We start from the raw sequence: 13,465 nt of genomic DNA, 5'->3' as shown, positions 1-13,465 counted from the left end.
GCAGGGATGAAGCAGACGAGACGTGGCAAGGCATGGCGCCGCTGGCTGGGCGGCGCGGCGACGGTGCTGGGCATGGCGATGGCCGTGGGGCCGCTCGCCGGCGCGGCGCTGGCCCAGGGGCTTTCCTGGGACGACGGGCTGCGCGGCGATGCGCCGGAGCGCTACACCGTGGTGCGTGGCGATACCCTCTGGGACATCTCCGGTCGGTTCCTGCGCCACCCCTGGCAGTGGCCCGAGGTGTGGCAGGTCAACCCGCAGATCCGCAATCCGCACCTGATCTACCCGGGCGACGTGATCTATCTCTACGACTGCAACGGTCGCCCCTGCCTGGGACTGGAGCGCGGCCAGGGGCAGGTGCGGCTCTCCCCCGAGGTACGTACCACTCCCCACCGCGAGGCGATCGAGCCGATCCCGCTGGAGGCGATCCGCCACTTCCTGCGTGACCATCGCATCGTCGATGACCCGGAATCCCTCGAGGAGCTGGCCTACGTGGTGGGCGGCGACGACCGCCGACTGATCAGTGGGCTCGGGGATCGACTCTATGCCCGCGGCGAGGTCGAGGGCAGCGGCCGCGTCGGCTTCTACCGGGTGGGCGATCGCTTCCTCGACCCGGCCACCGGCGAGCTGCTGGGACTGGAGCTGGAGAGCGTCGGCCAGGCGCGCCGCGAGCGCCAGGAGGACGATATCGTGGTGCTGGAGGTGACCTCGTCCCGCCAGGAGGTCCGCAACGACGACATCGTGCTGCCGCTGGAGGTCCGCGACCTGGTCACCGAGTTCGTCCCCCGCGCCCCGGAGCGCGAGGTGGAGGGCACCATCCTGGCCGTGCCCGGCGGCGTGCAGTTCATCGGTCGCCTGCAGGTGGTCGCCCTGGACCGCGGCCGTCGCGATGGCCTCGAGGCGGGCCATGTGCTGATGGTCGAGCAGCGTGGCGAGCTGGTCAGCGACCCGCGCACCGGCGAGTCCCTGCGCCTGCCGGGTGAGGATGCCGGCCTGGTGATGGTCTTCCAGCCCTACGAGAAGATGAGCTATGGCCTGGTGATGAAGGCGAGCCGCTCCCTGGCAGTGGGCGATCGCGTTCACACGCCGCAGCGCGCCCTGGGCGCCGCCCTGCGCTGAGGCCCTTCCGGCGTGGTGGCCGCGAGGATGCAGGCCCGCGAGTGGCTGGCGCTCTTCCTGCTGCCGGGCATGGGGGCGGGCCGGCTCGCCGAGCTGGCCGCCCTGGGGCCTCACTGGCCCGACGGCTGGCTTGCCGCCCTGCCCAGGGAGGCGGCCACGGCACTGCGCCTGTGGCTGGACCATCCCGGCCGCAGTCCCCTCGCGGCGGAGATCGCCGCCCAGGAGGCCTGGCTGGCCGAGGCCCCGTCCCGTCACCTGCTGCATGCCGGTCACCCCGCCTGGCCGACCCTGCTGTCCCAGATCGCCGATCCGCCCCCGCTGCTCTGGGCCTGGGGGGACCTTGCCGCCCTTGAGCCGCCACGGCTGGCCATGGTCGGTGCGCGGCGCGCCACCCGCGAGGGGCTGACCAATGCCGCCACCTTCGCACGGGAGCTGGCCGGGCGGGGCTGGTGCGTGGTCAGCGGCATGGCGCTGGGCATCGATGCCGCCGCCCAGCAGGCGGCGCTGGAGGCCGGCGGGGCAAGCGTCGCGGTGCTCGGCTGCGGCGTCGACGTGATCTACCCGCCGCGTCACCATCGACTGCATGAGCGCCTGCGCGAGCCGGGCGGTCTGCTGCTCGCCGAGCATCCCCCCGGCACCCGGGCCCGCCCCGGCTTCTTCCCCCGCCGCAACCGCATCGTCACCGGGCTCTCGTACGGCGTGCTGGTGGTGGAAGCCGCCGAGCAGAGCGGGTCACTGGTCAGCGCCCGGCTGGCGGCCGAGCAGGGGCGGGAGGTCTTCGCCCTGCCCGGCTCCATCCACAACCCCCAGGCCCGCGGCTGCCTGAGGCTGATCCGTGACGGGGCCGTGCTGGTCCGCGAGGTGGACGACATCCTGGTGGAGCTCACCCAGTGGGCCGGCATCGCGCTGCCGCCCGTCGGCGTCCCGGCCGAGCCCGCGGGGTCCCCCGCCGAGCCGACATGCACGAGCGACCCCCTGCTGCGCTGGCTGAGCAGCGCGCCCACCCCGGTGGATGCCCTGGTGGGTCTCTCGGGGCTGGGCATCGCCGAGTGCCAGCGGCGCCTGCTGGAGCTCGAGCTGGAGGGGCGGGTGGCCCACGCCGCCGGCGGTTGGGTGCGGCTCTCGGGGGCATGATAGAATCCCCGGCCATTCATGATCCCAGCCCTGTAAAGCGTCGAGGAGCTCCCATGAGCCAGGCCACCCAGATCGCCCATGCCGTTGCCGCCCTGCGCCGTGGCGGCGTGATCGCCTATCCCACCGAGGCCGTGTGGGGACTCGGCTGCGATCCCGACAACGACGAGGCCCTGGCCCGGCTGCTGCGCCTCAAGCAGCGCGACCCCGCCAAGGGCGTGATCCTGGTAGCGGCAAGCATTGCCCAGTTCTCGCCCTGGCTCGAGGGGCTGCCCCTGGAGCTCCATGCGCCCCTGGCGGCCAGCTGGCCGGGGCCCCATACCTGGCTGGTGCCCGACAACGGCCGCAGCCATGGCCTGGTGCGTGGCTGCCACGAGAAGGTGGCGCTGCGGGTCAGCGCCCATCCCCTGGTGGCCGCGCTGTGCGAGGCCTTCGGCGGGCCCATCGTCTCCACCTCGGCCAATATCGCCAGCGAACCGCCGGCCATGAGCGCCGCCGAGGTGCGCGAGGTCTTCGGCGATGGACTCGATGCCATCGTCGATGGCGAGCTCGGTGGCCTCGAGCGCCCCAGCACCATCCGCGACCTGGTCAGCGGCCGGGTACTGCGCCCCTGACCCGGCGCACCCGTCACCCACGCCACCCGAGGAGATCGCCTTGGCCCACGCCCGACTCGACGCCGTCAAGACCTACCTGCTCGACCTCCAGGAGCGCCTCTGTGAGGGCCTCGCCGCCGAGGACGGTGGTGCGGGCTTCCGCGAGGATGCCTGGGATCGCCCCGAGGGCGGCGGCGGCCGCTCCCGGGTGATCGAGCACGGCCGGGTGTTCGAGAAGGGCGGGGTCAACTTCTCCCATGTCTTCGGCGAGCGGCTGCCGCCCTCGGCCACCGCGGCGCGGCCCGAGCTGGCCGGCCGCAGCTTCCATGCGGTGGGCGTCTCCTGGGTGCTGCATCCGCAGAATCCCCACGTGCCCACCAGCCATGGCAACGTCCGCTTCTTCATCGCCGAGAAGGCGGGGGAGGAGCCCGTCTGGTGGTTCGGTGGCGGCTTCGACCTGACGCCCTTCTACCCGGTGCTCGAGGACGTGGTGCACTGGCACCGGGTGGCGCGCGATGCCTGCGCGCCCTTCGGCGACGAGGTCTATCCGCGCTACAAGGCGTGGTGCGACGACTACTTCTACCTGAAGCACCGCGACGAGACCCGCGGCGTGGGCGGGCTGTTCTTCGACGACCTCAACGAGGGCGGCTTCGAGAGCTGCTTCGCCTTCCAGCGTGCCGTGGGCGACGCCTTCCTGGAGGCCTACCTGCCCATCGTGCGCCGCCGCCGGGAGACCCCCTGGGGCGAGCGCGAGCGCGACTTCCAGCTCTACCGCCGCGGCCGCTATGTGGAGTTCAACCTGGTGTGGGACCGCGGCACCCTGTTCGGGCTGCAGAGCGGGGGGCGCACCGAGTCGATCCTGATGTCGATGCCGCCCCTGGCGCGCTGGGAGTATGCCTGGACGCCGGAGCCCGGCAGCCGCGAGGCGGAACTCTACGCCGACTACCTGAGGCCCCGCGACTGGCTGGGGGAAGAGGAGAACCCATGACCGACCGCTACTGCGTCTTCGGCCACCCGGTGGCCCATTCGAAGTCGCCGGCCATCCACGCCGCCTTCGCCGAGCAGACCGGGGAGGCGATCGCCTACACCGCCATCGAGGCGCCGCTGGACGACTTCGCCGGGGCCTGGCGGCGCTTCGTGGCCGAGGGGGGGCGCGGCGCCAACGTCACCGTGCCCTTCAAGGAGGAGGCCTTCCGCCTCTGCGACACCCTGAGCCAGCGCGCCCGCCGGGCCGGTGCGGTGAACACCCTGATCCTCGGCGGCAACGGCCAGACATATGGCGACACCACCGACGGCATCGGCCTGGTGCGTGACCTGAAGCGCCATGGCGTGAGACTTGCCGGCGCCCGGGTGCTGGTGCTGGGCGCTGGCGGGGCGGTGCGCGGCGTGCTGGAGCCGCTGCTGGCCGAGGCCCCGGCGAGCCTCCTCGTGGCCAACCGCACCGCCGAGAAGGCCGAGCGGCTGGCCGCCGACTTTGACGATCTTGGCGAGATCGCCGGCGGCGGCTTCGACGCCGTGGCCGGCCCCTTCGATCTGGTGATCAACGGCACCAGCGCGAGCCTCGCCGGGGATCTCCCACCGCTGCCGGATGACCTCTTCGCGAAGGGCGCCACCGCCTACGACATGATGTACGGCGCCGAACCCACGGTGTTCCTGCGCTGGGCCGCCGAGCGCGCCGCCCGCCCGGTGGACGGGCTGGGCATGCTGGTGGAGCAGGCGGCGGAGTCCTTCTTCCAATGGCGCGGCAAGCGCCCCGACACCGCGCCGGTGCTGGCGCGGCTGCGCCAGGCGTTGTAGGAGGGATGCTCCGCATCGCGATCGGCGCCGTCAGGCGCCCCGACGGTGTTGCAGAGGTTTCTGGCGCCACCGAGAGGCCTTCGGCCTCCAGTCGCCGGCGTCCACCCTTCGTTCAGCGTCTCTTGACGTACAGCCCCACCATGCAGAGCCCCATGCCGATCACGGAGAGCAGCATGCCGCCGTTGACCAGCCAGGGGTGGCGCTCCAGCCAGGAGACGAAGGGCTGGGGCGTGTCGCGGCAGATCCCCTCCAGGTAGTCCCAGTAGCCCCCCGAGAGCGTGCATTCGCGCACGCTCGAGTGTTCCCAGAAGAAGACCCCCATCAGCACCAGGAGGGGGGCGATCAGCAGCAGCAGGCCGAGTCTCAGCATTCGCTTTCCAGAAATTTGTTGGATATCGAGCGCAGCAATGGATCAGTGTTTCCCTAGGGGCGCGGGCAGTTGGGGGTTCGCCCGGCCTGGCGGGCCTGCTGGTAGCGGGCCAGGGCGCTGTCCATCTGCGCCTGGAGGCCGCCCACCCGCTGGCCGTGGCTCGGGTGGCTGGACATCCACGCCGGCGGCTGGCCACCGCCCTGGGCGCTCATGTTCTCCCACAGGGCCAGGCTGGCGCGGGGGTCGAAGCCGGCATCGGCCATCAGCTCCAGGCCGAGCACGTCGGCCTCGCTCTCGTGGCGGCGGGAGAAGGGCAGCAGGATGCCGTACTGGGCGCCCAGGCCGAGTGCCCCCATCATCTGCTGGCCGCCAGGCCCCTGCATGCCGGACGCCGACGAGAGCACCGACAGGCCCAGCTGGGTGGCGGTCTGGGTCGAGACCCGCTCGTTGGCATGGCGCGCCAGCACGTGGGCGATCTCGTGGCCGATCACCGCGGCCAACTGGTCCTGGTCCCTGGCCACCTGCAGCAGGCCGGTGTTGACCCCCATGTAGCCGCCCGGCAGGGCGAAGGCGTTGGCCTGGTCGGACTCGAAGACGCGGATCTGCCAATCCTGGCCGCGCTGCTGTTCCGCCGGCAGGGCACCGACCAGGGCGTCGGCCACGCACTGCACGTAGCGGTGGGTGGTACCGCCCACGGTGGGCAGGTCCTGCTGGTACTGCTGGAAGGCCTGGGCGCCCATCTGGTTGAGCTGGGCGTCGGATACCAGGGTGAGCTGCTGCCGCCCGGTGGGCGAGGTGGTGCAGGCGGTGAGGGTCAGGCTCAGGGCGCCTGCAGCGAGAAGGTGGATCCAGCGCATGGGGGAGGGTCTCCTGTGACCGGTCTTGTGCGTCCAGTTGGGTATGACGCTGGACGCCACGACAAGGTTCGCCACAAGATACCGGGAACGCCTGCAAGGTCAACAACGGGAAAGGAACGACAAGGAGAAGAACATGAACCCCGAGCTGTCGCGTCGCCTGCTCAACCTGCTGGATCACGTCGAGCACTGGCTGCCGCCGCCTCCCCAGGAGGTGGACTGGGAGCGTGACCTGGCCGCCCTCTGGCAGCGACACGTGCTGGGGGGGCGGCTGCTGCCGGTGCCGCCCCGCGATGCCCTCTCCCTGGATGACCTGCTGGGCATCGAGCGCCAGAAGCTGGCGCTGGTCGACAACACCCGCGCCTTCCTGCAGGGGCTGCCGGCCAACCACGCCCTGCTCTGGGGCTCCCGGGGCAGCGGCAAGTCGTCGCTGATCCGCGCGCTGCTCAACAGCCTGGCGCCGGAAGGGCTGCGCCTGGTGCAGGTCGACCGCCACGACCTCGCGGGCCTACCGATGCTGGTGGCCCAGCTGCGCGATCAGCCGCATCGCTTCGTGGTCTACTGCGACGACCTCTCCTTCGAGGGGCACGATGACGCCTACAAGGCGCTGAAGAGCGTGCTGGACGGTGCCCTGACCGGCCCGCCGCCCAACGTGCTGCTCTATGCCACCTCCAACCGCCGCCACCTGCTGCCGGAGTCCATGAGCGACAACGAGGGCTCGCGGCTGGTGGGCGACGAGCTCCACCACGGCGACGCCGTGGAGGAGAAGATCTCGCTCTCCGACCGCTTCGGCCTGTGGCTGGGCTTCCACCCCTTCAACCAGGACGTCTACCTGGAGGCCTGCTGCCACTGGGTCACCCAGCTGGGCAGCCGGGAGGACTGGAACGCCGAGGCCCGCGCCGAGGCGATCCGCTTCGCCACCTTGCGCGGCGGGCGCAGCGGCCGTGGTGCCTGGCAGTTCGCCACCCAGTGGGTGGGTCGCCGGCGCCTGCACGGGAAGTAGAGCCTACCCCCGCGGAATTAGCCTGCCGTCCTCGCCCACGCCCAGGCGGATGGTCGGGGTGAGCAGGCCGGCGGGCAGGGTCATGCCCAGGCCCCGCAGGTCCCCCGGGGTGATGGCAAGCTCGCTGCCGGCGGGCAGTTCGCCCTGGCGGGCCAGCTGGCTGGCCAGCTCCACCATGGGGCCGAGCCCGTCGCGACCGCCGGCCAGCAGGTCGAAGGCCACCGGCAGGCGCAGGTTGGCATCGTCACCCGAGGTCAGGGTCACGTCCTGGTCGTAGTTGCCGCTGACCGGGTCGACGCCCGGCATGTCCAGGGTCCAGCGGAAGCCGGACATCTCCACCGGGGGCATCCCGGTGGGCAGCCCCAGGCCCATGGCCAGGGTCGCCTGCACCGGCAGGCTGCCGGCGCCCAGGCTCGACATCGCCAGCGACATGATATCGCTGGTGTCGAGGCGGGCATCCACGGCGTAGGGGCCGATGCGCACCTCCTCCACCCCCAGCGAGGTCACCGCCAGGCGGAAGGCGAACAGCCCGGTCTGGGGCAGCGCCAGGCAGCCGGCGAGCAGGGCGGAGAGGCAGAGCGGGGCGAGCAGGCGCCAGCGGCGCGGCAGGTGGCGGGAGAGCGTCATGGGGTCCTCCGGGGACAGGGCCAGTGCTGCATCGCAGCGAGGAGGGTATTTCAGGGCCGCCGGGCATCCCTGTCAAGGCTTACGGGGCCCTGTCGGCCCATCGGGGAAGCGAAACTGTCGGCCCATCACGACAGCGCCCACCCCGTCGTCGATGGCGAGCCGGGCGGGCGCTGATGGGGAGCGGAGGGGGCGGCTCAGCGGCGGCTCTTGCGCGCCTCCCGGGTGCGGCCCAGTTCGCGCTTCTTGGCCTTCTCCCGGTCGCTGGCGCCGGCCATGCTGTCGAAGGGGTTCTGTCCGGAGCGGAACTCGAAGCGCAGGGGCGTGCCGCGTACCTTGAGCACCTTGCGGAAGGTGTTGGTCAAGTAGCGGCGATAGGCCTCGGGCAGCGACCCGGTCTGGTTGCCGTGGACCACGATGATCGGCGGGTTGCTGCCGCCCTGGTGGGCCATGCGCAGCTTGATCCGGCGACCGTTCACCATGGGCGGCTGGTGCTGCTCCACCGCGTCCTGGAGGATGGTGGTCAGGCGGTTGGTGGACCAGTGGCTGTTGGCGGAATCGAAGGCGCGCTCGATGGAGGGGTAGAGGTCGCCCACGCCGGTGCCGTGCAGCGCCGAGATGAAGTGCAGCTCGGCGTAGTCGGCGAAGCCCAGGCGGCGCTTGATCTCGGTGCGCATCCTGTCTCTGGCTTCCTGCTCCAGGCCGTCCCACTTGTTGACCGCCAGCACCAGCGCCCGGCCGGTGGTCAGCACGTAGTCGAGCAGGTGAAGGTCCTGCTCGACCAGGCCGGTACGGGCATCCAGCACCATGACCGCGACATGGCACTCCTTGATCGCCTCCAGGGTCTTGATGATCGAGAACTTCTCGGCGATCTCGCGGACGTTCTTGCGGCGCCTCACCCCGGCGGTATCCACCAGCACGTAGGGCTTGCCGCGGCGCTCGAAGGGGATCTCGATGGCGTCACGGGTGGTGCCCGCCTCGTCGAAGACCACCACCCGCTCCTCGCCGAGCAGGCGGTTGACCAGGGTCGACTTGCCCACGTTGGGGCGGCCGATCACGCCGATGCGGATGCCCTTGGTACCGGTGTCCGCCGGGATGCTCTCGTCGCGCTCGGGGAAGGGCTCGAGCACCTCCTCGATCAGCGCGGTGACGTTGCGGCCATGGGCGGCGGCGATGGGCCGCGGCTCGCCCAGTCCCAGCTCCCAGAACTCGGCCACGGCGCTGGGCTCGTCGAGTCCATCGGTCTTGTTGACGACCAGCCAGGTCTTCTTCTGGTTGACCCGCAGGTGGTTGGCGATGGCCTCGTCGGCCACGTTGAGGCCGGCCCTGGCATCCACCAGGAACAGCACGATGTCCGCCTCGTCGATGGCCGCCAGGGACTGCTCGGCCATGGCGGCGTCGATGCCTTCCTCGTCACCGCTGATGCCGCCGGTGTCGATCACCGTGTAGGCCTTGCCGCCGAGCAGGCCGTTGCCGTACTTGCGGTCCCGGGTGAGCCCGGGGAAGTCGGCCACCAGCGCATCGCGGGAGCGGGTCAGGCGGTTGAACAGGGTCGACTTGCCCACGTTGGGGCGGCCGACCAGGGCGATCACGGGTGTCATTGGATGTCCAGGGTCTCTAGGCTGCCGTCATCGGCGAGCACATGGATGCGGTTGCCCTCGGTGACCGGCCGCACGCTGATGCCGGAGCGGTCCACCCGGGTACGCCCGACCAGCTCGCCACTGCGCGCGTCGATCAGGTGCAGGTAGCCCTCGAAGTCGCCGAACACCAGGTTGCCGGCGGCGAAGGCCGGTGCGGTGATGGCGCGCCCCTCCAGGGCGGTGTTGCGCCAGATCTCGCTGCCGCTGTTGGCGTCCAGGGCGAACACATGGCCCGCCTCGTCGACGACGAACAGGAAGTCGCCGACCAGTACCGGGGTGTGGTAGCTGGAGAGTTCGCGGTCCCACAGCGGCTCGCCGCGGGTGGCCTCCAGGGCGGCCAGGCGGCCGTTGAAGCTGGTCACGAACAGTCGGCCGTCGGGGGCCAGCACGGGCTGGCCGGCCAGGTCGACCAGCCGGTCGATGTCGCTGCGGCCCTGGGCCACGGCGATGCGCCGCTCCCACAGCGGCTGGCCGCTGCGGTTGTCGAGGGTCACCAGGCGGCCGTTGGCGAAGCCGGCGAAGGTGACCGGGTCGATCACCGTGGGGGTGCCGGTGCCGCGCAGGGTCAACGAGGGGCGGTTGGCGGTGTAGGTCCAGCGCTCGTCGCCGCTGGCGCGGTCCAGGGCGGTGACGCTGCCGTCGACGCTCTGCACCACCAGCAGCTGCTGGTTGGGCTGCGGGGCGGCCAGCACCTCGCTGGGTACCCGGGCACGCCAGCGCACGCTGCCGTCGCGCTGGCTCACCGCCAGCACCTCGCCGTTGCGGGTGCCCAGGTAGACGTCGCCGGCTACCGCGGTCAGGGCGCTGGAGACCGGTATCTCGAGGTCGACCTGCCAGCGGCGGTCGCCATCATCGGCATCGAAGGCCGCGAGGCGGCCGCGCTCGTCGGCGGCGAACAGGGTGTCGCCATCCCGGGCGGGGGCGATGGGGTAGGCGGCACGGCCCAGACCGCGGCCGACCCGCTGGCTCCAGGCGCTGGAGAGCTCGGCGCGCTCCTCGAAGCTGGCAAGCTCCTTGGGCGGGTACTGCGGCTCGACCTTGTTGCCGGCACAGCCGGCCAGCAGGGCCAGGCCGGCCATGGCGGCGATCAGGAATCTCGGTGTCATATCGTGGCCTCGTCATGCCCCAGGTTATCGAGCTTGAGCTGTACGCCGTACAGCGGCTGGTCGCGCTCCTCGGCGAGGCCCAGCGCCTCGCGCCAGGCCCCGCGCGCGTCGTCGCGGCGGTCGAGGGCCAGGAAGGCATCGCCGCGCACCTCGGCACGCTGGGCCGCCAGGGCCTCGGGCACGCCGGCGTCCAGGGTGGCCAGGGCCGCCTCGGCGTCGCCCTCGGCGACCTGCAGGCGGGCCAGGCGCAGGCGGGCCAGGCCCTTGACGTAGTCGCGGCCGCTGGCGTCGATCACCGCCTCGAGGGCGGCCCGGGCGCCGGCCATGTCCTCCTGGGCGACGGCCAGGCGGGCGTCGATCAGCCGGGCCAGGTCGGCGTAGAGTGTCTTGCCGTGCTCGTCGGTAATCTCGACGACCAGCTCGCGGGCCTCGCCGAGGTTGGCCTCGTCCAGCTCGTTGCCGGCGGTCAGGTTGATCAGGTGCTGGTAGCGCATGGAGGCGGCCGAGGCCTTGCCCTCCTGGTAGTCCTGCCAGGCGTTCCAGCCGAACACGCCGGCGGCGGCGATGGCCACCCCGGCGACCAGCGCCATGCCGTTCTCCTTCCACCAGCGCTTCAGCGCATCGACCTGCTCTTCTTCGGTTCTCAGCTCCGCCACGGGCGGTCTCCTTCTGTTCCTGGGGTCGGTGCCGGGCCCCGGTCGGGGTGGCGCCAAGGGGCCGGCGCGTCGGCCCGGCCCCGCATGATCAGGCGATGTCCTGGGCCAGCAGGCGGCTCAGGGTGGTGGCCAGCCCGGCCTGGGGCAGGCTCTGCTGGTCGCGCTCCTCGCGCAGGAACTTCAGCGTGGCCGTGCCGTTGGCCAGCTCGTCCTCGCCCAGCAGCAGGGCCAGGCGGGCGCCGCTCCTGTCGGCCTTCTTGATGCGGCTCTTGAAGCTGCCCCCGCCGCAGTGCAGCTGGGCGCGCAGGCCGGGCAGCTCGCTGCGCAGGCGCTCGCCTAGCAGCAGCGCCTGGCGGCTGGCGGCATCATCCATGGGCAGCACGTAGAGGTCCAGCTCGCCGCGGGCGGTATCCGGCACCAGCTCCAGGGTCTCCAGCAGCAGGATCAGCCGCTCGATGCCCATGGCGAAGCCCACCGCCGGGGTCGCCTTGCCGCCCAGCTGCTCCACCAGGCCGTCGTAGCGGCCACCGGCACAGACCGTGCCCTGGCTGCCCAGTGCGGTGGTGGTCCACTCGAAGACGGTGCGGCCATAGTAGTCCAGACCGCGCACCAGCCTCGGGTTGAGCACGTAGTCGATGCCTGCCGCATCGAGCATGGCGCAGAGCGCCTCGAAGTGCTCGCGGGAGTCGTCGTCCAGGTGATCCATCAGCTTCGGCGCATCGGCCAGCATCGCGGCCATCTCGGGGTTCTTGGAGTCGAGGATGCGCAGCGGGTTGCTGCCGAGGCGGCGACGGGAGTCCTCGTCGAGCTGCTCGTGGTGCTGCTCGAAGTAGGCGACCAGCCGCTCGCGATAGGCGGCACGCGCCTCCGTGGAGCCCAGCGAGTTGAGCTCCAGGGTGACATGCTCCATCAGCCCCAGCTCGCGCCACAGGCGCGCGGAGAGCAGGATCATCTCGGCGTCGATGTCCGGCCCCTCGAGGCCGAAGGCCTCCACGCCGACCTGGTGGAACTGGCGGTAGCGCCCCTTCTGGGGACGCTCGTGGCGGAACATCGGGCCCTGGTACCAGAGCCGCTGGGTCTGGTTGTGCAGCAGGCCGTGCTCCATGGCGGCGCGCACGCAGCTGGCGGTGCCCTCCGGGCGCAGCGTCAGGCTATCGCCGTTGCGGTCGTCGAAGGTGTACATCTCCTTCTCGACGATGTCGGTGACCTCGCCGATGGAGCGCTTGAACAGCGCGGTCTGCTCGACCACGGGGGTGCGGATCTCGTCATAGCCGTAGCGCTTCATCAGCGCCTGGACCTGCCCCTCGAAGTACTGCCACAGCGCCGACTGGCCGGGCAGCAGGTCGTTCATGCCACGGATGGCCTGGATCTTCTTCTTGCTTGGCTCTTTTGGACTTGCCTGGGACTTGCTCAACACGTGCTCCTTGATGAATCGCCGGGGGCTACTGAGGGGATCAGGCCCCGCGGGCGATCACGTCCTGTTCGGCCTGCTCCTTCTCGCGGACCTTGTCGCGGATCAGCCGCTCCAGGTCGTCGACGAGGTGGTCGTTGCGCAGCTTGGAGGCCGGCTTGCCGTCGATGTAGACGAGGTTGGCCGGGGAGCCGCCGGTGAGGCCGATGTCGCTCTCCTTGGCCTCGCCGGGACCGTTGACCACGCAGCCGATCACCGAGACGTCCAGCGGGGTCATGATGTCCTCGAGGCGCTCCTCCAGGGCATTCATGGTGCCGATGACGTCGAAGTTCTGGCGCGAGCAGCTGGGGCAGGCGATGAAGTTGATGCCCTTGGCGCGCAGCCGCAGGCTCTTGAGCATGTCGAAGCCGACCTTGATCTCCTCGACGGGGTCGGCGGCCAGCGAGACGCGGATGGTGTCGCCGATGCCGTCCAGCAGCAGCAGCCCCAGCCCGATCGACGACTTGACGGTGCCCGAGCGCAGGCCCCCCGCCTCGGTGATGCCCAGGTGCAGCGGCTGCTCGATGCGCGTTGCCAGGTCGCGGTAGGCGGCCACCGCCATGAACACGTCCGAGGCCTTGACGCTGACCTTGAAGTCCGGGAAGTCGAGGCGGTCGAGGTGGTCGATATGGCGCATGGCGGACTCGACCAGGGCCGCGGGCGTGGGCTCGCCGTACTTCTTCTGCAGGTCCTTCTCCAGCGACCCGGCGTTGACGCCGATGCGGATCGGGATGCCGTTGTCGCGGGCCGCCGAGACCACGGCGCGGACGCGCTCTTCCTTGCCGATATTGCCGGGGTTGATGCGCAGGCAGTCGACGCCGAGCTCGGCGACGCGCAGGGCGATGCGGTAGTCGAAGTGGATGTCGGCGACCAGCGGGACCTCGACCTCGCGCTTGATCCGGCCGAAGGCCTCCGCGGCGTCCATGTCGGGCACCGAGACGCGCACGATATCGGCGCCGGCGGCCTCGAGCTGGCGGATCTGCGCCACGGTGGCGGCCACGTCCAGGGTGTTGGTGTTGGTCATGCTCTGGACGGAGATGGGGGCATCGCCCCCGACCGGCACCTTGCCGACATGGATCTGGCGTGACTTGCGGCGAACGATGGGGGATTGTGCGTGCATGGTGA

14 protein-coding genes are annotated in these 13,465 nt (G+C 71.2%); 6 read left to right on the top strand and 8 right to left on the bottom strand.

What is annotated here, in order from left to right; all coding sequences use genetic code 11:
* Positions 1-6: 6 nt before the first annotated feature.
* The 5 genes from NFC98_RS15410 to aroE are packed head-to-tail and all read left to right on the top strand — an operon-like array spanning position 7 to position 4,637.
* The gene (locus NFC98_RS15410; protein ID WP_254275791.1) at positions 7-1,116 is read left to right on the top strand and encodes a LysM peptidoglycan-binding domain-containing protein; all 1,110 of its coding nucleotides are present in this window, start codon (positions 7-9) and stop codon (positions 1,114-1,116) included.
* Between the two features lie 27 nt (positions 1,117-1,143).
* Complete coding sequence (gene dprA / locus NFC98_RS15405; RefSeq protein ID WP_254275790.1) at positions 1,144-2,250, top strand: DNA-processing protein DprA; 1,107 nt, start codon at positions 1,144-1,146, stop codon at positions 2,248-2,250.
* A 53-nt stretch (positions 2,251-2,303) separates the two neighbouring features.
* Complete coding sequence (locus NFC98_RS15400) at positions 2,304-2,861, top strand: L-threonylcarbamoyladenylate synthase (RefSeq protein ID WP_254275789.1); 558 nt, start codon at positions 2,304-2,306, stop codon at positions 2,859-2,861.
* A gap of 40 nt (positions 2,862-2,901) precedes the next feature.
* Complete coding sequence (hemF, locus tag NFC98_RS15395) at positions 2,902-3,828, top strand: oxygen-dependent coproporphyrinogen oxidase (protein ID WP_254275788.1); 927 nt, start codon at positions 2,902-2,904, stop codon at positions 3,826-3,828.
* The gene (gene aroE, locus NFC98_RS15390) at positions 3,825-4,637 is read left to right on the top strand and encodes a shikimate dehydrogenase (protein WP_254275787.1); all 813 of its coding nucleotides are present in this window, start codon (positions 3,825-3,827) and stop codon (positions 4,635-4,637) included. Before hemF ends, aroE begins: the two co-directional genes overlap by 4 nt.
* 112 nt (positions 4,638-4,749) lie before the next feature.
* Here aroE and NFC98_RS15385 read toward each other — a convergent pair whose 3' ends face one another.
* Positions 4,750-5,007 (bottom strand): hypothetical protein, encoded by a 258-nt coding sequence (locus tag NFC98_RS15385; protein WP_254275786.1) that lies wholly within the window; start codon positions 5,005-5,007, stop codon positions 4,750-4,752.
* A 53-nt stretch (positions 5,008-5,060) separates the two neighbouring features.
* On the bottom strand, positions 5,061-5,864 hold the full coding sequence (locus NFC98_RS15380; protein WP_254275785.1) for a M48 family metallopeptidase: 804 nt from the start codon (positions 5,862-5,864) through the stop codon (positions 5,061-5,063).
* Between the two features lie 133 nt (positions 5,865-5,997).
* Between NFC98_RS15380 and NFC98_RS15375 the strand changes: the two genes are divergently transcribed.
* Complete coding sequence (locus NFC98_RS15375) at positions 5,998-6,864, top strand: ATP-binding protein (protein ID WP_254275784.1); 867 nt, start codon at positions 5,998-6,000, stop codon at positions 6,862-6,864.
* 3 nt (positions 6,865-6,867) lie between these two features.
* On the opposite strand, the gene NFC98_RS15370 is transcribed toward NFC98_RS15375, so the two are convergent.
* The 6 genes from NFC98_RS15370 to ispG form a co-directional block, all read right to left on the bottom strand.
* On the bottom strand, positions 6,868-7,491 hold the full coding sequence (locus tag NFC98_RS15370; RefSeq protein WP_254275783.1) for a hypothetical protein: 624 nt from the start codon (positions 7,489-7,491) through the stop codon (positions 6,868-6,870).
* Between the two features lie 194 nt (positions 7,492-7,685).
* Positions 7,686-9,089 carry a ribosome biogenesis GTPase Der gene (gene der, locus NFC98_RS15365; protein WP_183333996.1) on the bottom strand — a complete coding sequence of 468 codons (1,404 nt, stop codon included), beginning with the start codon at positions 9,087-9,089 and terminating at the stop codon, positions 7,686-7,688.
* Positions 9,086-10,234, bottom strand: a complete 1,149-nt coding sequence (bamB, locus tag NFC98_RS15360; protein ID WP_254275782.1) for an outer membrane protein assembly factor BamB — start codon at positions 10,232-10,234, stop codon at positions 9,086-9,088. Before bamB ends, der begins: the two co-directional genes overlap by 4 nt.
* Positions 10,231-10,890, bottom strand: coding sequence for a tetratricopeptide repeat protein (locus NFC98_RS15355; RefSeq protein WP_254275781.1), 660 nt, complete (start codon positions 10,888-10,890; stop codon positions 10,231-10,233). The genes bamB and NFC98_RS15355 overlap by 4 nt, the downstream gene beginning before the upstream one ends.
* Positions 10,891-10,978: 88 nt before the next feature.
* Entirely contained in the window at positions 10,979-12,304 is a 1,326-nt protein-coding gene (gene hisS / locus NFC98_RS15350; protein WP_302055076.1) for a histidine--tRNA ligase, read from the bottom strand.
* A 40-nt stretch (positions 12,305-12,344) separates the two neighbouring features.
* Positions 12,345-13,460 carry a flavodoxin-dependent (E)-4-hydroxy-3-methylbut-2-enyl-diphosphate synthase gene (gene ispG / locus NFC98_RS15345; protein WP_254275780.1) on the bottom strand — a complete coding sequence of 372 codons (1,116 nt, stop codon included), beginning with the start codon at positions 13,458-13,460 and terminating at the stop codon, positions 12,345-12,347.
* Positions 13,461-13,465: the final 5 nt, after the last annotated feature.

Origin of the sequence: Halomonas sp. 3H, from assembly GCF_024206005.1 — a bacterium.
Lineage (GTDB): Bacteria > Pseudomonadota > Gammaproteobacteria > Pseudomonadales > Halomonadaceae > Halomonas > Halomonas campaniensis.
Note: the sequence above shows the minus strand (reverse complement) of the source record. Positions and strands in the feature narration are given on the sequence as shown.

Coding starts and splice junctions, on each gene's coding strand:
- NFC98_RS15375 (WP_254275784.1), top strand. CDS start 5,998: ATGAACCCCGAGCTGTCGCGTCGCCTGCTCAACCTGCTGGATCACGTC.
- NFC98_RS15370 (WP_254275783.1), bottom strand. CDS start 7,491: ATGACGCTCTCCCGCCACCTGCCGCGCCGCTGGCGCCTGCTCGCCCCG.
- NFC98_RS15385 (WP_254275786.1), bottom strand. CDS start 5,007: ATGCTGAGACTCGGCCTGCTGCTGCTGATCGCCCCCCTCCTGGTGCTG.
- der (WP_183333996.1), bottom strand. CDS start 9,089: ATGACACCCGTGATCGCCCTGGTCGGCCGCCCCAACGTGGGCAAGTCG.
- dprA (WP_254275790.1), top strand. CDS start 1,144: ATGCAGGCCCGCGAGTGGCTGGCGCTCTTCCTGCTGCCGGGCATGGGG.
- NFC98_RS15400 (WP_254275789.1), top strand. CDS start 2,304: ATGAGCCAGGCCACCCAGATCGCCCATGCCGTTGCCGCCCTGCGCCGT.
- NFC98_RS15380 (WP_254275785.1), bottom strand. CDS start 5,864: ATGCGCTGGATCCACCTTCTCGCTGCAGGCGCCCTGAGCCTGACCCTC.
- bamB (WP_254275782.1), bottom strand. CDS start 10,234: ATGACACCGAGATTCCTGATCGCCGCCATGGCCGGCCTGGCCCTGCTG.
- NFC98_RS15410 (WP_254275791.1), top strand. CDS start 7: ATGAAGCAGACGAGACGTGGCAAGGCATGGCGCCGCTGGCTGGGCGGC.
- ispG (WP_254275780.1), bottom strand. CDS start 13,460: ATGCACGCACAATCCCCCATCGTTCGCCGCAAGTCACGCCAGATCCAT.
- aroE (WP_254275787.1), top strand. CDS start 3,825: ATGACCGACCGCTACTGCGTCTTCGGCCACCCGGTGGCCCATTCGAAG.